Consider the following 17659-nt stretch of genomic DNA (forward strand, 5'->3'; position numbering starts at 1 on the left):
GTTCTGGCTCTTCAAATACCGCTTAATTGCGCGTTCGACCGACGTCATGTCGGCACCGAAAGGTGATGCTGTTAATCACCTCAGTATTGAAAAAATCATCGAATTGAACTGTCACTCGTCAAGGGAGAGATTGATATGCGTGAAGCACAGGACACTTATCCGACTCGCCTCGAACACCGACCGGAACCGTTCGAGCGTCATGACCCCGTGGTCTACACCCAAGGGTCAGCACGTCGTGACGGGCCGCTTAGCGAAGCTCAGTTACGCGACTACGATGACAAGGGTTTTTTATTTTTTGAATCGTTCTTTTCCGCGCAGGAAATGCAGGGTTTTGTCGACGACCTGAAAGATTACGACAAGGATGCTGACCTGAAGGAAAAAGACCAGGTTATTATCGAGCCCTATGCCGATGAAATCCGCTCCATCTTTGCGATTCATAAATTATCGCAACGCTTTGACCGGCTAACGCGCGATCCGCGCCTGTTGGATATGGCGCATCAGATTCTCGGCAGCGAAGTCTATATCCATCAGTCGCGTATCAACGACAAACCTGGTTTTACCGGCACCGGTTTTAACTGGCATTCCGACTTTGAAACCTGGCATTGCGAAGACGGCATGCCACGTCCGCGTTGTTTCAGTTTGTCGATTTTGCTCAGTGAAAATAACCAGTTTAATGGGCCGCTGATGTTGATCCCTGGTTCGCATCGCTGGTTCGTGCCAACCGGTGGAAAAACGCCGCAGCAGAACTGGAAATCGTCGTTGAAAAACCAAACCATCGGCGTGCCAACGACCGATGTATTGCATCGGTTGAGCGAAGAAAAAGGCTTGGTCGCACCGCAGGGACCAGCCGGTTCGGTTATTTTATTTGAAAGTAATTTACTGCACGCCTCGGCAAATAATTTATCGCCCTGGCCAAGACGTAATTTGTTCTTTGTTTATAACTCGATCGAAAACCAAATGGTTGAACCTTTCTGCGGTAATCGGCCGAGACCCGACTTTGCTGCTGCCCGTGGCAAGGTGGAACCTTTGCAACGATTGCCGTCCACAACCGAACAGCAAAGCAGTCAGTCGTTAGCAGACAGCTTTGGGCACAGTGTCTAGAAAGGACTGGGCTCAGAGTGACTGGGCTTAGGAGGTCGCCGGCGAAGTGGGCGGCTCGTGATGCTCGTGCAGGCACAAAGCATGGTCACTGAGCACCTCAATCACCTTGCAGTTGGCCACAGTGTCGTTGGCGCAGTGGCCAACCATGGCGACCAGTTCTTCTTCCAGCGCCTGCAGCCGGGCGATGCGCGAGCGCACCTCGGCCAGCTGTTCGGCGGCGATCTGATCGGCCTGATGACAAGGTTCATCGGCGTGATTGGACAAGCGCAGTAAGGCGCGAATGGCGTCGAGTGAAAACCCCAACTCGCGGGCGTGACGCACAAACATCAGTCGATCGAGATCGGCACTGCGGTAACGCCGTTGCTGACCTTCGGTGCGCTGCGGCGCCTGGATCAAACCGATCTGCTCGTAATAGCGAATGGTCTGGACGTTGCAGCCCAGCTGTTTGGCCACCTGGCCGATGCTGTAATCCATCCTTAATCGTCCTTTTGTGCTTGAAGCTAAAGTGGCTTTAGGTATTAGAGTGCAGTCTGTCCAAGCTCAAAACAAGGGGATAAGGGTGAGCGATTGTTGTGGTCAGAACCTCTGTTTTGATGGCCAATCCAAGGCGTATCGCCGCGTTTTGTGGGTGATCATTGCCATCAATGCGCTCATGTTCGGTGTGGAAATGTTGGCAGGTGCCATGGCCGGTTCGCAGGCCTTGCAGGCCGATGCTCTGGATTTTCTCGGCGACAGCCTGACCTATGCTCTGAGCCTCTTGGTTATCGGCCGTTCGCTTCGCAGCCGCACCAGGGTCGCCATGATCAAAGGCGTCAGTCTGGCGCTGATGGGTATCTGGGTGCTCGGTTACACCCTTTATCAGGTGACGGTGTTGGGCGTGCCCCATGCCACGACCATGGGCTTTATCGGCGTGCTTGCCCTGGCGGCGAACCTGATCAGCGTAGCGCTGTTAATGCGTTATCGCGACGGCGATGCCAATGTCCGCTCGGTCTGGCTGTGCAGTCGCAACGACGCCATTGGCAATCTGGCCGTGATTGCTGCGGCCATCGCCGTCGGCTTCACCCACAGCGCCTGGCCGGATCTGCTGGTGGCTGCATTAATGGCGACGCTCTTCCTGCGCTCGGCGTTACAGATACTGCGGCAAGCCTGGCAAGAAGGTTTTGTCGCCGCTCGATGACGCCGTCGAAGTTAGCTGCAGCTCAGCCTGGTGTCAGGCGTCGCTTTACTGGGCGGTAAAGCCACCATCAATCGGCACAATTACCCCATGAAGGTGGGGCGCAGCGTCGCTGAATAAAAAGGCCACCAGTTCGGCCACCTCCTCGGGTGTACCGAAGCGTTGCTGCGGAATGGCCGCCTCATTGCGCGCAACGATGTCAGGATGTGCCTGACGATAGGCTTTGATCAGCGGTGTATTGGTGGCGCCTGGGGCGACGGCGTTGATGCGGATGCCGTCTTTAGCGTTTTCCACGGCGATGGTTTTGGTGATGCCGGCGATGCCGTGTTTGGTGGCCGAATAAGTACCGACCCCTTCGATGCCGACCAAACCAGCCGACGACGCCATATTGACGATGTTGCCGCCGCCTTGCTTGAGCATCACTTCGAGTACGTATTTCAAACCGTAAAGCGCGCCGCGCAGGTTGATGTTCAGTACCTCATCGATTTGCTCAATGCTGTTGTCGACAAAGGCCGTACCCGGCCCGGCAATGCCGGCGTTATTGAAGAACAGATCGATGCGGCCAAAGCGTTCCACAGCGGCATCGACGTAGTGTTTTACCTGCTCGGCCTGGCTGACATCGGCGTGCACAAAGAGCACGTCGACGCCGAGTTTTTGCAGTTGCGTCTGGGTGGCCTGGCCGGCCTCGGCGTCGACGTCGATCAGCACCAGGCGCTTGCCCTGGTCGGCCAGTTTCAAGGCGACGGCCTGGCCCAGGCCACTGGCGGCGCCGGTAATAACAGCGACTTGCTGGATTGCTGACATGGGGTTTTCTCCTTTGCGCAGATGAGTCTGTTATGCCCGCCGCTATCCTTATGCATCCTTGCCGTCGGGCGCTCCTTGGTTATATCACTTTTTTCACATGACTATCGCGACAGGGTTCCCGCTTGGCGCTCAGCAGATACAAAAAAAGCGAACCAGAGCGGTTCGCTTTTTAATGGTTGAACGATTTAAATTATTAAGCACTCAGCTGTTCACGATCTTCCTGCAACAGCGAATTCAGCAAACGACCATAAGCCAACCAACCCGGACTGTCGGCATTGCGATCACCCAGGGGCACGCCCAGGCGAGCGGCATCGCGAAAGCCGGTGTCGACCGGTATGGGTTCTGGCCACAGGCGGTCGGCGTATTCTTTTTTAAGATTCTGCAAACACAGCTGCGAGGAACGGGTGCGTGGGTCGTAGAGCGTTGGCACCAGGGTGTCGGGCAACGGCCGGTGAATCGATGAACGCAAGCGGTTCAGTGTCGCCGTCATACCTTGCAGGCTCGACAGCGCCATGGGGTCGGTCTGAACCGGAATAATCAGGCGGTGAGCCGCGGCCAGGGCGTTGATTAACAACAGGCCGATCAGCGGCGGGGTGTCGATCAGGACATGGTCGAAATCGTTGCTCAGCAGCTTCAGCGCCTGGCTGATGGTCTGGCCCATGCCGGCCTGGCGGGTGAGGTTTTTCTCCAACGTCGCCAGAGCAGTGCGGCCGGGAATCAAGGTTAGATTGGGCAGCCCGGTTTCAACCAACAGGCTGACCGGATGCGGCCGCGTTTCGGCTGGCTGAAACAGATGATAACTGCCCGGCTGTGGCGACTCAGGGTCGTCTTTGAAATAGCTGGTCAGGCTGCCTTGGGGGTCCAGATCGAGCAATAAGACCCGCTTGCCCTGCTCGGCGAGCAAGGCGCCAAGGCTGACAACGGTGGTGGTTTTGCCGACCCCCCCTTTTTGGTTCGCCACGGACCATATGACCATGGGGCTGGTTCCTTTCTCTGAATAGGTTGTTGGCTTTATAGCCGCAGAATTGGGCTAATCTTTAGTAATAGCACATGGCTGTGAGCTTGCCCGGTTTTGGAACCGAGCGTTGCAACGGTGGCCAATCGGATTTTAAACAATCTGCTAGGCTTGCCGATATAACAGAAGCTGTCTTGTTACAAACCGACATGTTTGGTTGTTGACGTTTGGCAGCCCGACAAGGATGCCTAAGTTGTAACTCATTGTTTTCCTTAGATTCTATTCCAAGGCAGCGTAATGATACTAACGGATAAATTGACTCAGGGTCATGGGTTTTGGGCGCTCGGTAAACTGATAGTGGCCCTTCCAGCCGTTATCGGTATCGTCATGTTGAGCCTGATGGGTGCGCCACTCAGTTGGATGATCGGCCTGGCGATTGTCGCTGTTCTCTGCTTGATTCTAGCTCTGCTTTATAAACCTGCTGCGGTGGCCGAACCGGCGATTACCGCAGAGCCATTGTCGTCGGTCGATGACAAAAATGCTGTCGCCATCGCTGCCATCCTGGCGTCATTACCCCTGTGGAAACGTCATATCGGAACCGCTGAGCAGCAAACTGAAGCGGCGGTGCAAGGCCTTTCTCAAACCTTCAGTGGCCTGGCGCGCCGGCTGCGTGAAAGCACCGCTAGCAGTCAGCATTCCAGCAGTAATACCTCCGTGGCTCAGGTCTTTAATAACAGCCAGGAGGAACTGGCGCGCGTTATGGAAGGACTGAAATCCACACAACATACGCGCAGCGAAATTCGCGAGGGTGTGCGTTCGTTGACGGCCTATACCCGTGACCTGAGTGATCTGGCCAGCGAGGTTGTCGGCATTGCCGAACAAACTAATTTATTGGCGTTGAATGCGGCCATTGAATCGGCTCGTGCCGGTGAGGCAGGCCGTGGCTTTGCGGTGGTCGCTGATGAGGTCAGAAAGTTGGCGCAACGGTCGCGCGAAACCGCTGAAAGTATGTCGGTCAAGGTGAACGCCGCCAATACCGATATCAACGAGACGTTCACCCTGGCAGAAACCCTGGTGCAAGCCGAGGAAGAAGCCCAGGCACAGGCGCAGCAAGAACTCTCTGGCGTACTAACGTCGCTATCGTCGATGGCCAGAGAGATGGATGAGTCGGCGGAGCAACTGCGCCATGAGGCCGATCGCACCCGACACGACATTGATCAGGTATTACTGGATTTGCAGTTCCAGGATCGGACCAGTCAGATTCTGACCCAAGTCAATCGCACCATAACCGATATGGAAGAGCACCTGCTGCGCCTGGACGAGCAGGCAGTATTGCAGGAGTTAGACGTCGACCGCTGGCTTGAGCGTATGGCCGCTGGTTATGCAATGTTTGAGCAGCGTGATAATCACGATGGTTCGGCGAAACAAAAATCCACTACCGATGACGGTGATATCACCTTTTTTTAGGAGACAGCAGTATGAGCAAAACAATTCTGGTGGTCGACGATTCGGCATCATTGCGACAAGTGGTGTGCACTGCTTTGCAGGATGAAGGGTACGAAACGATAGAAGCCAGCGATGGTCAGGACGCTCTTAAAAAACTCGATGGTAAGCGCATTAACCTGGTTATCAGCGACGTCAATATGCCCAATATGGATGGCATTACCTTTCTCAAGGAAATGAAAAAACTGCCGAATTACAAATTTACACCGGTGATTATGTTGACCACTGAATCACAAGAAGGAATGAAGGCAGAAGGTAAGGCGGCAGGTGCTAAAGCCTGGGTTGTCAAACCCTTCCAGCCGCAACAACTGATCGGTGCGGTCAGCAAATTGATCAGTTAACTGGAGGCAAACAACATGGTGTCTTATCAGGTGGTTGATGGCGTTAGCCAAGTGTCGATTGTTGGCGAAATGACTATCTATTCTGCCGCAGAAATGAAGGCACCTTTGTTGGAAGCCGTCCAGGCAGCGCCCAGCGTTGAGGTGGATTTAAGCCAGGTTGAAGAACTCGATACAGCGGGATTGCAGTTGCTCGTGTTGCTGAAAAAGCATTCACCCCAAGGCACCCGTGTGGCCTTTATTAACCACAGCCAGGTGGTTATCGATGTGATTGAGCTGATGAATCTGGCGGGCACTTTTAATGATCCGCTGGTGTTATCCGGCCAGTCGCAAGCGAGCTAAGGAGCCTCCATTGTGAGTATGGATTCGGCGCTGCAAACCTATATTGAAGAGAGCCGGGAGCTGTTGGTCGACATCGACCAGGGCTTGTTGGCACTGGAGACCGGCGATGGCGACACTGCCGAACATCTCAATGCCATCTTCCGGGCCGCCCATACCATCAAGGGTTCAGCCGGATTATTTGGGCTCGACGAAATCGTCAGCTTTACCCACGTGGTTGAAAACGTTCTGGATTCAATGCGTGCCGGCAGCGTCGCTATCAGCAGCCAACTGATCAGCGCGCTGTTCAAATGCCGCGATTGTATGGCTGAGTTTGTCGAAACCGTGGCGGCTGACGGCAACAGTGAAGCCAGTGCCGAACTGCAAGCGCAGTGCGAGCAGGCCCACCTGGATTTGAAACAGGCTGCCGGTTTGCAACCAGACGCTGCCGAACCCGCCCAGTCTTCCACCAGCGACACTGAAACAGCCGACCCATCTAACGATGATCAGCACCGTAATGATTCGCTTGGCGGCGATCCTTTCGATCATTATCTGATTGGCTTTTTTGGTGAGGGCGACGATGCCGTCCGTGCGCAAACGCCACGCTGGCATTTGTCCCTGCGCTTTGGACCGGATTCGCTGCGCGATGGTATGGATCCGTTGTCTTTCCTGCGCTATTTGCAGAAGTTGGGTGAGATCGAAAGCGTCGCAGTGATCGACACGAATTTACCGCCTGCCGACGACTTTGATGCCGAGCATCTGTACCTGAGTTTTGAAGTCAGTTTGTACAGCGATGCCAGTAAAGAGGCATTGGAGGATGTGTTCGAATTTGTCTGGGAAGACAGTCAGATTCGCATCCTGCCACCGAAGAGTTTGTTGTCTGATTACATTCGTCTAATCAAAGAATCACCCGAAGGTGAACGCCGGCTGGGTGAAATTCTGGTGGCCTGCGGTTCGCTGACGCAACGCGAACTGGATGCAACCCTGGCCGCGCAGCAGGCGGCCACTGAACAGGCCGGCAGCGCGCCACCTTTGGGTGAGATGCTGGTTGAGCAGGGCCATGCTGCGCAGCCGGTGATTGAAGCAGCGGTGCAAAAACAGAGCGAAGCGCGAGAGAAGGCACGCGGCGAACAGCAATCGATCCGGGTGGATGCCCGCCGGCTCGACGAACTGATTAACCTGGTGGGTGAATTGGTCACCATGGGCGCAGGTGCGTCTTTGAGTGCGCGTGACAGCGGTGATGCCAACGTTATTGAATCGATTGGTAATCTGGCTGGTCTGGTTGAAGAAGTGCGTGAGTCAGCACTGCGTCTACGCATGGTGCCAATCGGTAACACCTTTGAACGCTTTAAGCGTGTGGTGCGCGATCTGTCCATCGAACTGAACAAACGTATTCAGTTGCGTCTGGAAGGTGGCGATACCGAACTGGATAAAACCGTCGTCGAAAAAATCAACGACCCGTTGATGCATTTGGTGCGCAATTCCATCGATCACGGCATTGAGCCGGAAGCGCAACGACTGGCAGCGGGCAAGCCGGCAGAAGGCACGGTTCGGCTAAACGCCTATCACGATTCGGGCAGCATCGTTATCGAAGTGTCAGACGATGGCGGTGGTTTGAATGCGCAGAAAATTCGCGCCAAGGCGATTGAGAAAGGACTGATTCAGGATTCCCAGCAACTGGACGACAGCGATCTTTACGGGCTGATTTTTGAAGCGGGTTTTTCGACGGCCGATAAAGTCACCAATGTGTCCGGTCGTGGTGTCGGTATGGATGTCGTGCGTAGCAATATTGAAGAGCTCGGCGGCCGCATTCAGGTTGAAAGCGAGCCTGGCGCCGGTTCTGTTTTCCGCATTCATATGCCGCTGACGCTGGCCATTATTGATGGTTTTCTGGTGCAGGTTGGTGACTCTTATTTTGTTATTCCACTGGAAACCATTTTGGAGTGTGTGGAGCTGGATCGTTCCCAGATTCATGTCGAATCGAACCGGCGCTATGTCAACTTGCGCGATGAAGTGCTGCCCTATATTTCGTTGCACGATCTATTTGGTATCGACAGCGAGCATGATGAACGTGAAAACATTGTTGTGGTGCGTTCAGGAAGCCAGAAAGTGGGTTTAGTGGTTGATCGTTTGCACGGTGAATTCCAGACCGTCATCAAACCACTGGGGCCGATTTTCAATCATCTGTCGGGGATCAGCGGATCAACCATCATGGGTAATGGTGGTGTGGCGTTGATCGTCGATGTGATGTCGTTAATTTCTCGCGTAGCGACCCGGGAATATCAAACAGTCACGGGTCGTTATCAGAAAGTTTAAACAAGCAATTTGACAGCAATGGAGTATGAGTTCAGGGAAGAAATAGAGATCCGGATTCAGTTGAAACCGGTCACCTAATTAGAGGATGTTCTGATGCTCAAGAACTTAAGAATAGGCGTCAAACTCGGGCTCGGGTTTGGTGTGCTGACGGTGCTGCTGTGCGTTATAGCCTATATGGGTATGCACTATATGGCACAGATACATGATGAGTTGGATTCCATTGCCAACGATCGCTACGCCAATACAGTCAATGCCAATGGCATGCTGACCAATACCAATGCGATGATTCGTAACCTGCGCTTGATGCCCTTCCTGAGTCTTGCTGAGCGTCGTGAAATTGCCGCTGAGATGCGCGACCTGCAGCAGTCTTCTACGGCTATGTACGATGAGATGAAGGGCCGTGTTGTCTCAGATAATGGTCTGAGGTTGCTGGATAATATTCAGCGTGCGCGAGATGCGTATTATCGCGAGATGGATATTTTCATTAATTTGATGACGCAACGGCTGGATGAAAATGCCGCCATCGAACAACTGACGGGTCCGCTACGTGATGCCTATACGCCCTATGACGATGTGCTGACGGAAATGCTGGCGCATCAGGATCGTTTGCTGAACGACGACGAAGTCGATGCCGCTGAGTCCTACAGCACGGCGCTGGTTATTATGCTGACCTTGTCGATCATAGCGGTGTTGATGTCGGTGACGTTGGCCTGGTTGATCACCCGGGGTATTACCGTGCCGGTTGCTCGTGCCCGTGATGCGATGGATCAATTGGCCGATGGTGATCTGACCGTGGTATTGAACTATGAATCCAAAGACGAAGTGGGTCAGTTGTTGGCCGGTATGCGCATCATGGTTCACAAGCTGCGCCAGATTATCGCCGATGTCAGCGGTTCGGCTGAGTCACTGGCGTCAGCCTCCGAAGAGGTGTCATCCACCGCTCAAAGCCTGAGCCAGGGTTCCAGCGAACAGGCTTCCAGCGTTGAAGAAGCGACGTCTTCAATTGAAGAGATGTCGGCGTCTATTCGTCAGAATACCGAGAACGCCCGGGTGACCGACGATATGGCATCCAAGGCCGCGCGCGAAGCCGAAGAAGGTGGCAAGGCGGTCAGCGAAACGGTGTCGGCGATGAAATCCATTGCTGAGAAAATCGGCATCATCGATGACATTGCCTATCAGACCAATTTGCTGGCCTTGAATGCGGCCATTGAAGCGGCGCGCGCCGGCGATCACGGCAAAGGTTTCGCCGTGGTGGCAGCGGAGGTGCGTAAGCTGGCCGAACGCAGCCAGGTCGCGGCTCAGGAGATCAGTGCCGTTGCTGGCAGCAGTGTCGAGCTGGCTGAACGTGCCGGTCAGTTGCTGGGCGAAATTGTGCCGTCGATTCAGAAAACCTCCGACCTGGTTCAGGAAATCAGCGCTGCGTCGGAAGAGCAAAGCACCGGTGCTTTGCAGATCAACGATGCCATGGAACAGCTCAACAGCGTGACGCAACAGAGTGCTTCCTCATCTGAAGAACTGGCCGCCACGGCTGAAGAAATGAGCAGTCAGGCTGAGCAACTGCAAAACCTGATGACCTTCTTCCGCATTGCCGAACAAGCCGATGAGGTCGAAGCAGATTCGACCGATAAAAAACGCGACGCCGGTAACCGCCAGCGTTCTGTTCCGGCCGCTGCCAAAACCAGCCAACGCTCTGCACCGAAGGCGCCCAAGGACGATGTTGATGAGTCCAATTACGTCCGGTTCTAGGAGGCAGAATGAATCTACCGATAAGTCGAGCCGACGCCAAAGCCAAGGCGGATGAGGCTGAATCAGGAACGGCCGGACAGTACCTGACCTTTCATTTGGGTCAGGAAATGTTTGCCATCAATATCCTGCGGATTAAAGAGATTCTGGAATACGGCAACCTGAGCAAGGTGCCGATGATGCCGTCCTTTATTCGCGGCGTGATCAACCTGCGCGGTTCTGTGGTACCGGTCATTGATCTGAATGTGCGTTTTGGTGGTGCGGTTAATCAGGTCACCAAACGCAGTTGCATCGTCATCATCGAGATCATGAACGAGGATCACCATCATGACATCGGCATCATGGTGGATTCGGTATCGGAAGTGCTGGAAATTCCGGCTACAGAAATTGAACCACCGCCGTCCTTTGGTGCCCATATCCGCGCCGACTTTATGGACGCCATGGGTAAGGTGAACGGCGAGTTCGTCATTATTCTCGATGTTGACTGTGTGTTGTCGACTCAGGAACTGGCCATGGTCAACGAGATCCCCGCTGCGTCACAACCAGCGGATGACCACTGATCGTTATTCAGCACCGCTGATCGTGTCAGGCTGAGGGAAGGCATTTGCAACCCGTTTTATCGTTGGAAGAATTCCGGCTCTTTGTACGTTTTATGTATGAAGCTGCCGGCATTCATTTACCGGATGCTAAACAGGCGCTGGTGGGTGGTCGTTTGCTCAAGCGCCTGAAACTCCTGGGATTCGACAGTTACCAGGCCTATTTCGATTATGTCTCGCCACAAACCGGCAATGTCGAACAGCGTGCGGAGCGGCAATTAGCGGTCGATTTGCTGACCACCAATGAAACCTACTTCTATCGCGAACCCGCCCATTACGATTTTATCCGCGAGCAATTCCTGCCCAGTGTTAAAACATCCGAACTGCGTTTTTGGAGCGCGGCTTGTTCATCCGGAGAAGAGGCCTACACTTTAGCCATGGTGTTGTCCGAACACAGCCCTATAGATCGCTGGCGGGTTGATGGTACCGACATCAGTGCGCGTATGGTGACAGCGGCGCGCAAGGCGGTGTATCCGATGTCGCGGGCGCAGCGCTTACCCGAACGCTATTTGAAACGCTATTGTCTGAAAGGGATCCATGACAAAGCAGGCACCTTGTTGATTGAGCGTCCGCTGCGTGAGCGGGTGCATTTTGAGCAAGGCAATCTGCTGGATGTCCAGCTGGAAACGGCAGCTTACGATATGATTTTTTTACGCAACGTGATGATTTATTTCGACCGTGATACCAAGGCGCGAATACTGACGCGTTTACGCCAGTGCCTGAAGCCTGGCGGCTATCTTCTGGTCGGGCATTCGGAAAGTCTCTTTGGCATCGTGGATGGCTACAAACTGGTTCGGCCGTCCGTTTATCTTGCTCAATAATTTATGCATTTAGCGGATAAAAATCCGGAGGTCGTGGTGCTGTCACCCGGCGACATCTGGTTTGGTAGTGGTCACAGGGTGGTGCGCACACTGCTCGGATCCTGTATCGCTATCACCCTGTGGAATCGCGAATACGCCTTGGGTGGGATGTGCCATTTTCTGTTGCCTGAACCGGGCCGGGATGCCAAACAACGTTCGGAACGTCCGGGCTATTATGGCAGTCAGGCGCTGGCTTTTTTTGAACGCCAGGCGGCCCGGTCAGGCCTGGATTTGAGCGCATTTCAGGCCAAGGTTTTTGGCGGCGGTAATATGTTTCACGGCATCGAACGTAAGGCCGGATCGGTTGATATTTCCGCGCGCAACATCGAGTGGACCAGCAAGGCGTTGGCGGAGCGTAATATCAAGGTGTTGGCGCAGGATGTTGGCGGCAACGTGCACCGCACGCTGTTTATGGAAGTCTGGAACGGTGATGTCTGGGTCCGAAAGGGAAATGCCTTTGCTAGTAATAAACCAGAAGGATAACGGGTGAGCCAGGATATCAGGGTATTGATCGTCGATGACTCGGCAGTCGTTCGTCAGGTGCTGACTCGAATGCTGAATGAAGCGTCGGGCATTAGCGTCATCGGGGCTGCGTCCGATCCGGTGTTTGCCGAGCAGCGAATGCGTCAGGATTGGCCCGATGTTGTTGTCCTTGATGTGGAAATGCCGCGCATGGACGGCATTACATTTCTTAAGCGGCTCATGGTCGAGCGCCCGGTTCCGGTGGTGATCTGCTCGTCGCTGACCGAAAGCGGCAGCGCGACTGCCATGGAAGCCATGGCCGCCGGTGCGGTCAGTATCGTCAACAAGCCCAAGATGGGGCTGAAAAAATTCCTCGAAGACGACGCCGGTGACATTGTGCAGGCCGTTCGTGGTGCCGCCCAGGCCCGGCTATCCAATATCAAGCCGGCCGCCGAACCTCTGGCTCATGTTGCTGCGCCGCGCCAGCGCGACGCCATGGTGACGACCACCGACAGAGTGGTGGTTATTGGTACCTCAACTGGCGGTACTCAGGCGTTGGAGCGTATCTTTCGCGCCTTGCCGGCGACGGCGCCGGGCATTGCTGTGGTGCAACATATGCCGGAGCGCTTTACCGCCCAGTTTGCCGAGCGGCTCGATCGACTGTGCGCCATGCGTGTTAAAGAAGCTCAGGACGGTGATCGTATTCTGCCGGGGCAGGTATTGATTGCGCCGGGCGGTCGGCATTTACGGTTGGTGCGCAGTGGCGCTCAATATCGCGCCGAAGTCTTTGATGGTCCTTTGGTCAGTCGACACCGACCTTCGGTGGATGTGTTGTTTCGTTCGACGGCGCGTTGGGCCGGCGCCAACGCCACCGGTTTTTTACTGACCGGCATGGGCGATGATGGCGCCCGGGGTTTGAAGGAGATGCGCGAGGCGGGTGCGCTGACGCTGGTTCAGGACGAAGCCAGCTGTGTGGTCTTCGGTATGCCCAAAGAGGCGTTGGCGATGGACGCCGCGGATCGCACCATAGCCTTGGACAGCATCCCGGCTGAAATCATGCGCGCGTTGAACTAACGCAAAGCAGCCGCTCGTCGCTATCTAGTTGTCGCCTTGGCGCTGTTGCTGAAGCGCTTCCAGTTGCGCCTCAATGCGATTTAATTGTTCATTCATATCCTGACGTTCCTGCTGCGCCTGCTCCTGGCTTTCCGCTTCCTGTTCTGCCTGCATCACTTCCAGAATGGCACCGACCATCATGTTTAAAAACACGAAGGCGGTGAGGAAGATAAAGGTCAGATAATAGATCCAGCTGAGCGGATGAATTTCCATGGTTTCGTACATCACGTCAGTCCAGTCTTCGAAGGTGGCGACGCGGAATAAGGTTAGCATGGAGATCGACACATCGCCCCACAGCGTTTCGTTAATGCGACTGAAAAACAGCGAGCCGAGTGCGCCGTAAATATAGAAGATGATAAACATCAGCAGGGCGATATAGCCCATGCGCGGAATGGCTTTGAACAAGGCATTGATCAGCGAACGCAGTTCCGGCACTACCGACACAAGTCGCAGCACGCGGAAGACGCGCAACAGTCGACCGATGAGAATGACGTCGGAATTTTCCAGTGGAATCAGGCTGCCGATAACCACCAGGGTATCGAATAAATTCCAGCCATCGAGCAGGAAGCGTTTGCGGTCATCGCAGGCCATAAAACGCAGCAGAATTTCGATCAGGAAGAAAATCGTAATGGCGTTATCAAGTACTGAAAGTGTGTGCTCGAAAACCGGCGGAATATCATAGGTCTTGGCGCCGATGGTCAGCGCCGAGAGGATGATGATAAAGATAACGCTGCCTTGAAAAAGCGGGCTCGATTCGATGCGCTTGAGGTGGGCGGCAAAGCCAGTCGGGGCCGAGGGCTGCATGGGTTTCTCCACTGTAATGCCGCCTGATTCTAGTGGCAGTCCCGGCCTTGCTCAACGCTTTCGCGCTGTGATGCGGGCTAGTCGCGGTTTAAGCCGGCTTCGTCGGCCAGGATGCTGATCAGTTCGGCCGCCGGCAGGGCACGAGCCTGGGCGGCACCGGTGCCGGCCCAATGGGCGGCAAAGTCGCTGCTGCCTGCGGCCGCCGCTGCCGCTGCCAGCGCTTTACCGGCCTGATAGGCGATGGGGTAATCCGGCAAGGCTGGCGCGTCCGGCCCGGTTATTTCGCCGTAAGCGCTGTTGATAATGCCGCGTGCCGGCCGCCCGGATATGGCCGCGGTGATGCCGGTCTGGATGTGCTGATTTAAACCCAGCCTTTGACGATGTGTGGTGCTGGCAGACGATTCCGGGCAAAGAATAAAAGCCGTGCCCAGCTGTACCGCCAGGGCGCCGGCGTTCAAGGTGGTTTGGATGTGCTGGCCCGTCATGATGCCGCCGGCGGCGATCACCGGACGCTGGCAATGCGTCAGAATCTGTTGCAACAAAGTCTCGGTGTCCAGTTCTGAATCGCCGTCCTGTGGTTCAAAAGTGCCTCGGTGTCCGCCGGCAGAAAAACCCTGGGCGATGATGATATCGACACCGGCGGCTTCGATTTGCAGCGCTTCATCGACGCTGGTGGCACAACCGAGCGTAACGCTGCCCTTGGCTTTTAATTGGGCGACCCAGTCCTTCGGTGGTAGCCCGAAGTGAAAGCTGACGACAGCGGGTTGCTCGCGCAGCAGCAGTGCCAGCATGTCGGGATCGTCATTAAAACTGAGGTAAGGAATGTCCAGCTTTTGGGGTGGCTCGGCGCCGAACTGTTCGAACCAGGGTTGCAGAAAGTTCAGCCAGGCGGCCTCGCGTTGCGGGTCTGGTCTGGGTGTGCGGTGACAGAACAGATTGACGTTGAACGGTTGTGCGGTCAGCGCCCTGGTCGCCGCAATCAGCTCGCGCGCCTGGGCCACCGAACTGGCACCGAGACCGATGGAGCCGAGGCCGCCGGCATTCGATACCGCCGCCGCCAGTTGGGGTGTGGAGACACCGACCATCGGTGCCTGAACGATGGGATAACGCAGCTGAAGTGACGACCAGGCATCGTTGTTGGCAGGCATAGGTAAGCGGCTCCAGCGTTGTTGCTATGCGGCCATGGAAACGCCTTTGCCGGTCAATGTCTACAGTCGTGCATGGCTGTGCTAGTTTTCCAGTCATCATAACAAGGCCGTCGTTGCTGCTATGAAACTGGTCTATACCCATCCGCATCATTTTGCCGTCAATAACGTGCGCAACCGTTTGTTGCAGCGCGGCATTGAATGCGAAGTGCGCAATGAATTCGCCGCCGGTGCGCTGGGCGAACTGGCGCCGATCGATGTCTGGCCCGAGCTCTGGGTGCTTGATGAACGTGATGTTGAACTGGCGCAGCGGCTGATAGAAGCTGATCAGTCACAGGCCGAAGGACGTGATTGGTATTGCGGCCAGTGTGGTGAATTGAACGCGGCCAGCTTCGATCATTGCTGGGCCTGTGAACGGGAACGTCGCCTGGAATAATGGCTGTACGCAACGGCTGCCAAAGGATTGCTGATAAAGTTGCCTGATTGGGCAGAGCCGCTGCTCAATTTAGGCTATCCTTGGCGCCCCTCCAGTCGGCTACCGAGGATTGCATGCTCGCCTTTTTCGAACGTCTGATACGCCCCTTCCCGCCTGAAGAACCGGTCCAACCCCCTGCAACGCTGCTGGCGTTTCTGCGTCACTATACCCGTGGCATGGGCGCGCCCTTGTTGTTGATGTCGGCGTTGACGGCAACGCTGGCCATTCTGGAAGTGATGTTGTTTGGGTTTCTCGGTCAGTTGGTTGATTGGTTGGCCGATCAGGACCGCACCACCTTTTTGCGCGATGAAGGCGGGCGTTTGTTGTTTATGGCGGTCATCACGCTGGTGGTTTTGCCGCTGGTGGTGTTGCTGCAAACGGCGGTTATTCATCAGGCGTTGCTGGGTAATTTCCCGATGTCCATTCGCTGGATGGCGCACCGTTATCTGTTGAAACAGAGTCTGGGTTTTTATCAAAACGATTTCGCCGGCCGTATTGCCACCAAGGTGATGCAGACCTCGATTGCCGCGCGCGAGTCGGTGATGAAAACGCTCGATGTCATGGTTTATGTGTTGGTCTATTTCACCACCATGACGGTGATGCTGGTGCGTGCCGATGTCTGGCTGTTGTTGCCGTTGTCGATCTGGTTTGGTTGCTACGCCGCCATCATGCTGTATTTCGTGCCACGGTTGCGCAAGGTGTCGACCGAGCAGGCCGATGCGCGCGCCGCCATGACCGGTCGTATCGTCGACAGCTACACCAACATCGCCACGGTAAAACTGTTTTCGCATACCGCCCGTGAAGCTGACTATGCGCGTTCGGGTATGAGCGATTTTATGACCACGGTCTATCGTCAGATGCGTCTGGTTACCGGCTTTAATTTCAGCGTCAGCCTGTTGAATTATCTGCTGGTGTTTTCCATCGCCGCCTTGTGCATCGGCTTGTGGATCAACCAGGCGGTGACCGTTGGCGCCATGGCAATTGCCGTGGGTCTGGCGTTGCGACTGAATGGCCAGGCGCAGTGGATTATGTGGGAAGTCGGGGCGCTGTTTGAAAACATCGGCACCGTGGCCGATGGCATCACCACCTTGTCGCGGCCGCACGAGATTATCGATAACGACAACGCCAAGGTGCTGCAAGTGGATCAGGGCCATATCGAATTCGACAACGTCAAATTCCATTACGGCAAGGAAGCAGGCGTTTTCGAGGCGCTCGATTTAGCCATCAAACCGGGTGAAAAAATTGGTCTGGTGGGTCGTTCCGGCGCCGGTAAATCGACGCTGGTGAATCTGCTGCTGCGCTTTCACGATGTCGAAGGCGGTGCAGTGCGCATCGATGGTCAGGACTTGCGCGACGTGACTCAGGAAAGCCTGCGCGCCAACATCGGTATGGTGACTCAGGATACTTCTTTGCTGCACCGGTCTGTGCGCGACAACATTCTTTACGGCCGGCCCGACGCCAGCGAAGAAGAACTGCTCGCCGCCACCCGCCAGGCCGAAGCGCATGAGTTTATTGAAGGCCTGACCGACCCTTACGGCAACACCGGTTATGACGCCCAGGTGGGTGAGCGCGGCGTTAAGTTATCCGGCGGTCAGCGGCAGCGTATTGCCATTGCCCGGGTGTTGCTCAAGAACGCGCCGATTCTGATTCTGGATGAAGCCACCTCGGCGCTGGACTCGGAAGTTGAAGCCGCCATTCAGCACAGTTTGAATACCCTGATGGCGGGCAAGACGGTCATTGCCATCGCTCACCGCTTGTCGACCATTGCTTCAATGGACCGGCTGATCGTGATGGACCAGGGCCGTATTGTTGAGCAGGGCACGCACAGCGAACTGATTGCCAGCGGCGGAATTTATGCGCAGCTGTGGGCGCATCAGACCGGTGGTTTTCTCGGTCTGAAAGAAGCAGCCGATGCGCAAACTGAGACCTCTTAGGTGGCGAAGTTGTTAGGC

The 17659-nt window shown here is 55.2% G+C and carries 18 protein-coding genes; 13 read left to right on the forward strand and 5 right to left on the reverse strand.

Translation table 11 applies throughout. The features are described from left to right. Nucleotides 1–135 precede the first annotated feature (135 nt). Nucleotides 136–1101: a phytanoyl-CoA dioxygenase family protein gene (locus tag ACXAE6_RS06415; RefSeq protein WP_475145902.1), complete on the forward strand. Its 966-nt coding sequence runs from the start codon at nt 136–138 to the stop codon at nt 1099–1101. A gap of 27 nt (nt 1102–1128) precedes the next feature. On the opposite strand, the gene ACXAE6_RS06420 is transcribed toward ACXAE6_RS06415, so the two are convergent. Then, entirely contained in the window at nt 1129–1575 is a 447-nt protein-coding gene (locus ACXAE6_RS06420; RefSeq protein ID WP_475145904.1) for a MerR family transcriptional regulator, read from the reverse strand. An 85-nt stretch (nt 1576–1660) separates the two neighbouring features. Between ACXAE6_RS06420 and ACXAE6_RS06425 the strand changes: the two genes are divergently transcribed. Next, entirely contained in the window at nt 1661–2278 is a 618-nt protein-coding gene (locus ACXAE6_RS06425; protein WP_475145907.1) for a cation efflux transmembrane domain-containing protein, read from the forward strand. Nucleotides 2279–2323: 45 nt separating this feature from the next. Here the strand turns inward: ACXAE6_RS06425 and ACXAE6_RS06430 are convergent, their stop codons facing one another. Together ACXAE6_RS06430 and ACXAE6_RS06435 are read right to left on the reverse strand one after the other, a co-directional pair. Continuing rightward, nucleotides 2324–3079, reverse strand: coding sequence for an SDR family NAD(P)-dependent oxidoreductase (locus tag ACXAE6_RS06430; protein ID WP_475145909.1), 756 nt, complete (start codon nt 3077–3079; stop codon nt 2324–2326). Nucleotides 3080–3272: 193 nt separating this feature from the next. Continuing rightward, nucleotides 3273–4055, reverse strand: coding sequence for a ParA family protein (locus ACXAE6_RS06435; RefSeq protein WP_392797340.1), 783 nt, complete (start codon nt 4053–4055; stop codon nt 3273–3275). 366 nt (nt 4056–4421) lie between these two features. On the opposite strand from ACXAE6_RS06435, the gene ACXAE6_RS06440 reads away from it, so the two are divergent. The 9 genes from ACXAE6_RS06440 (at nt 4422) to ACXAE6_RS06480 (ending at nt 13244) form a co-directional block, all read left to right on the forward strand. Beyond that, nucleotides 4422–5501: a methyl-accepting chemotaxis protein gene (locus ACXAE6_RS06440; protein ID WP_475145911.1), complete on the forward strand. Its 1080-nt coding sequence runs from the start codon at nt 4422–4424 to the stop codon at nt 5499–5501. A gap of 11 nt (nt 5502–5512) precedes the next feature. After that, nucleotides 5513–5878, forward strand: coding sequence for a response regulator (locus tag ACXAE6_RS06445; RefSeq protein WP_475145913.1), 366 nt, complete (start codon nt 5513–5515; stop codon nt 5876–5878). A 15-nt stretch (nt 5879–5893) separates the two neighbouring features. Continuing rightward, nucleotides 5894–6217 (forward strand): STAS domain-containing protein, encoded by a 324-nt coding sequence (locus ACXAE6_RS06450; RefSeq protein WP_475145915.1) that lies wholly within the window; start codon nt 5894–5896, stop codon nt 6215–6217. 18 nt (nt 6218–6235) lie between these two features. Then, a complete protein-coding gene (locus tag ACXAE6_RS06455; RefSeq protein ID WP_475151719.1) occupies nt 6236–8509 on the forward strand; it encodes a chemotaxis protein CheA in 2274 nt (757 codons plus the stop codon). A 93-nt stretch (nt 8510–8602) separates the two neighbouring features. Beyond that, nucleotides 8603–10255: a methyl-accepting chemotaxis protein gene (locus ACXAE6_RS06460; RefSeq protein ID WP_475145917.1), complete on the forward strand. Its 1653-nt coding sequence runs from the start codon at nt 8603–8605 to the stop codon at nt 10253–10255. Between the two features lie 8 nt (nt 10256–10263). Then, on the forward strand, nt 10264–10812 hold the full coding sequence (locus ACXAE6_RS06465) for a chemotaxis protein CheW (protein WP_475145919.1): 549 nt from the start codon (nt 10264–10266) through the stop codon (nt 10810–10812). Nucleotides 10813–10856: 44 nt separating this feature from the next. Further along, nucleotides 10857–11669 (forward strand): CheR family methyltransferase, encoded by an 813-nt coding sequence (locus ACXAE6_RS06470; RefSeq protein WP_475145920.1) that lies wholly within the window; start codon nt 10857–10859, stop codon nt 11667–11669. A gap of 36 nt (nt 11670–11705) precedes the next feature. Continuing rightward, on the forward strand, nt 11706–12191 hold the full coding sequence (locus ACXAE6_RS06475; RefSeq protein WP_475145921.1) for a chemotaxis protein CheD: 486 nt from the start codon (nt 11706–11708) through the stop codon (nt 12189–12191). Between the two features lie 3 nt (nt 12192–12194). Then, nucleotides 12195–13244, forward strand: a complete 1050-nt coding sequence (locus ACXAE6_RS06480; protein WP_475145922.1) for a protein-glutamate methylesterase/protein-glutamine glutaminase — start codon at nt 12195–12197, stop codon at nt 13242–13244. A gap of 24 nt (nt 13245–13268) precedes the next feature. Here the strand turns inward: ACXAE6_RS06480 and ACXAE6_RS06485 are convergent, their stop codons facing one another. Then, the gene (locus ACXAE6_RS06485) at nt 13269–14087 is read right to left on the reverse strand and encodes an ion transporter (RefSeq protein ID WP_475145923.1); all 819 of its coding nucleotides are present in this window, start codon (nt 14085–14087) and stop codon (nt 13269–13271) included. A 77-nt stretch (nt 14088–14164) separates the two neighbouring features. Further along, nucleotides 14165–15235, reverse strand: coding sequence for an NAD(P)H-dependent flavin oxidoreductase (locus ACXAE6_RS06490; protein WP_475145924.1), 1071 nt, complete (start codon nt 15233–15235; stop codon nt 14165–14167). A 121-nt stretch (nt 15236–15356) separates the two neighbouring features. On the opposite strand from ACXAE6_RS06490, the gene ACXAE6_RS06495 reads away from it, so the two are divergent. Both ACXAE6_RS06495 and ACXAE6_RS06500 read left to right on the forward strand, forming a co-directional pair. Continuing rightward, on the forward strand, nt 15357–15668 hold the full coding sequence (locus tag ACXAE6_RS06495; protein WP_392797316.1) for a putative signal transducing protein: 312 nt from the start codon (nt 15357–15359) through the stop codon (nt 15666–15668). A 113-nt stretch (nt 15669–15781) separates the two neighbouring features. Continuing rightward, nucleotides 15782–17641 carry an ABC transporter ATP-binding protein gene (locus tag ACXAE6_RS06500; protein WP_475145925.1) on the forward strand — a complete coding sequence of 620 codons (1860 nt, stop codon included), beginning with the start codon at nt 15782–15784 and terminating at the stop codon, nt 17639–17641. Nucleotides 17642–17659: the final 18 nt, after the last annotated feature.

Source organism: Saccharospirillum sp. ABV4_185 (assembly GCF_056159245.1).

What these genes read in the sequence shown, in the direction of transcription:
- ACXAE6_RS06455 (WP_475151719.1), top strand. Translation starts at nt 6,236, where the DNA reads ATGGATTCGGCGCTGCAAACCTATATTGAAGAGAGCCGGGAGCTGTTG.
- ACXAE6_RS06415 (WP_475145902.1), top strand. Translation starts at nt 136, where the DNA reads ATGCGTGAAGCACAGGACACTTATCCGACTCGCCTCGAACACCGACCG.
- ACXAE6_RS06445 (WP_475145913.1), top strand. Translation starts at nt 5,513, where the DNA reads ATGAGCAAAACAATTCTGGTGGTCGACGATTCGGCATCATTGCGACAA.
- ACXAE6_RS06485 (WP_475145923.1), bottom strand. Translation starts at nt 14,087, where the DNA reads ATGCAGCCCTCGGCCCCGACTGGCTTTGCCGCCCACCTCAAGCGCATC.
- ACXAE6_RS06490 (WP_475145924.1), bottom strand. Translation starts at nt 15,235, where the DNA reads ATGCCTGCCAACAACGATGCCTGGTCGTCACTTCAGCTGCGTTATCCC.
- ACXAE6_RS06465 (WP_475145919.1), top strand. Translation starts at nt 10,264, where the DNA reads ATGAATCTACCGATAAGTCGAGCCGACGCCAAAGCCAAGGCGGATGAG.
- ACXAE6_RS06440 (WP_475145911.1), top strand. Translation starts at nt 4,422, where the DNA reads ATGTTGAGCCTGATGGGTGCGCCACTCAGTTGGATGATCGGCCTGGCG.
- ACXAE6_RS06450 (WP_475145915.1), top strand. Translation starts at nt 5,894, where the DNA reads ATGGTGTCTTATCAGGTGGTTGATGGCGTTAGCCAAGTGTCGATTGTT.
- ACXAE6_RS06460 (WP_475145917.1), top strand. Translation starts at nt 8,603, where the DNA reads ATGCTCAAGAACTTAAGAATAGGCGTCAAACTCGGGCTCGGGTTTGGT.
- ACXAE6_RS06495 (WP_392797316.1), top strand. Translation starts at nt 15,357, where the DNA reads ATGAAACTGGTCTATACCCATCCGCATCATTTTGCCGTCAATAACGTG.
- ACXAE6_RS06500 (WP_475145925.1), top strand. Translation starts at nt 15,782, where the DNA reads ATGCTCGCCTTTTTCGAACGTCTGATACGCCCCTTCCCGCCTGAAGAA.
- ACXAE6_RS06430 (WP_475145909.1), bottom strand. Translation starts at nt 3,079, where the DNA reads ATGTCAGCAATCCAGCAAGTCGCTGTTATTACCGGCGCCGCCAGTGGC.
- ACXAE6_RS06435 (WP_392797340.1), bottom strand. Translation starts at nt 4,055, where the DNA reads ATGGTCATATGGTCCGTGGCGAACCAAAAAGGGGGGGTCGGCAAAACC.
- ACXAE6_RS06420 (WP_475145904.1), bottom strand. Translation starts at nt 1,575, where the DNA reads ATGGATTACAGCATCGGCCAGGTGGCCAAACAGCTGGGCTGCAACGTC.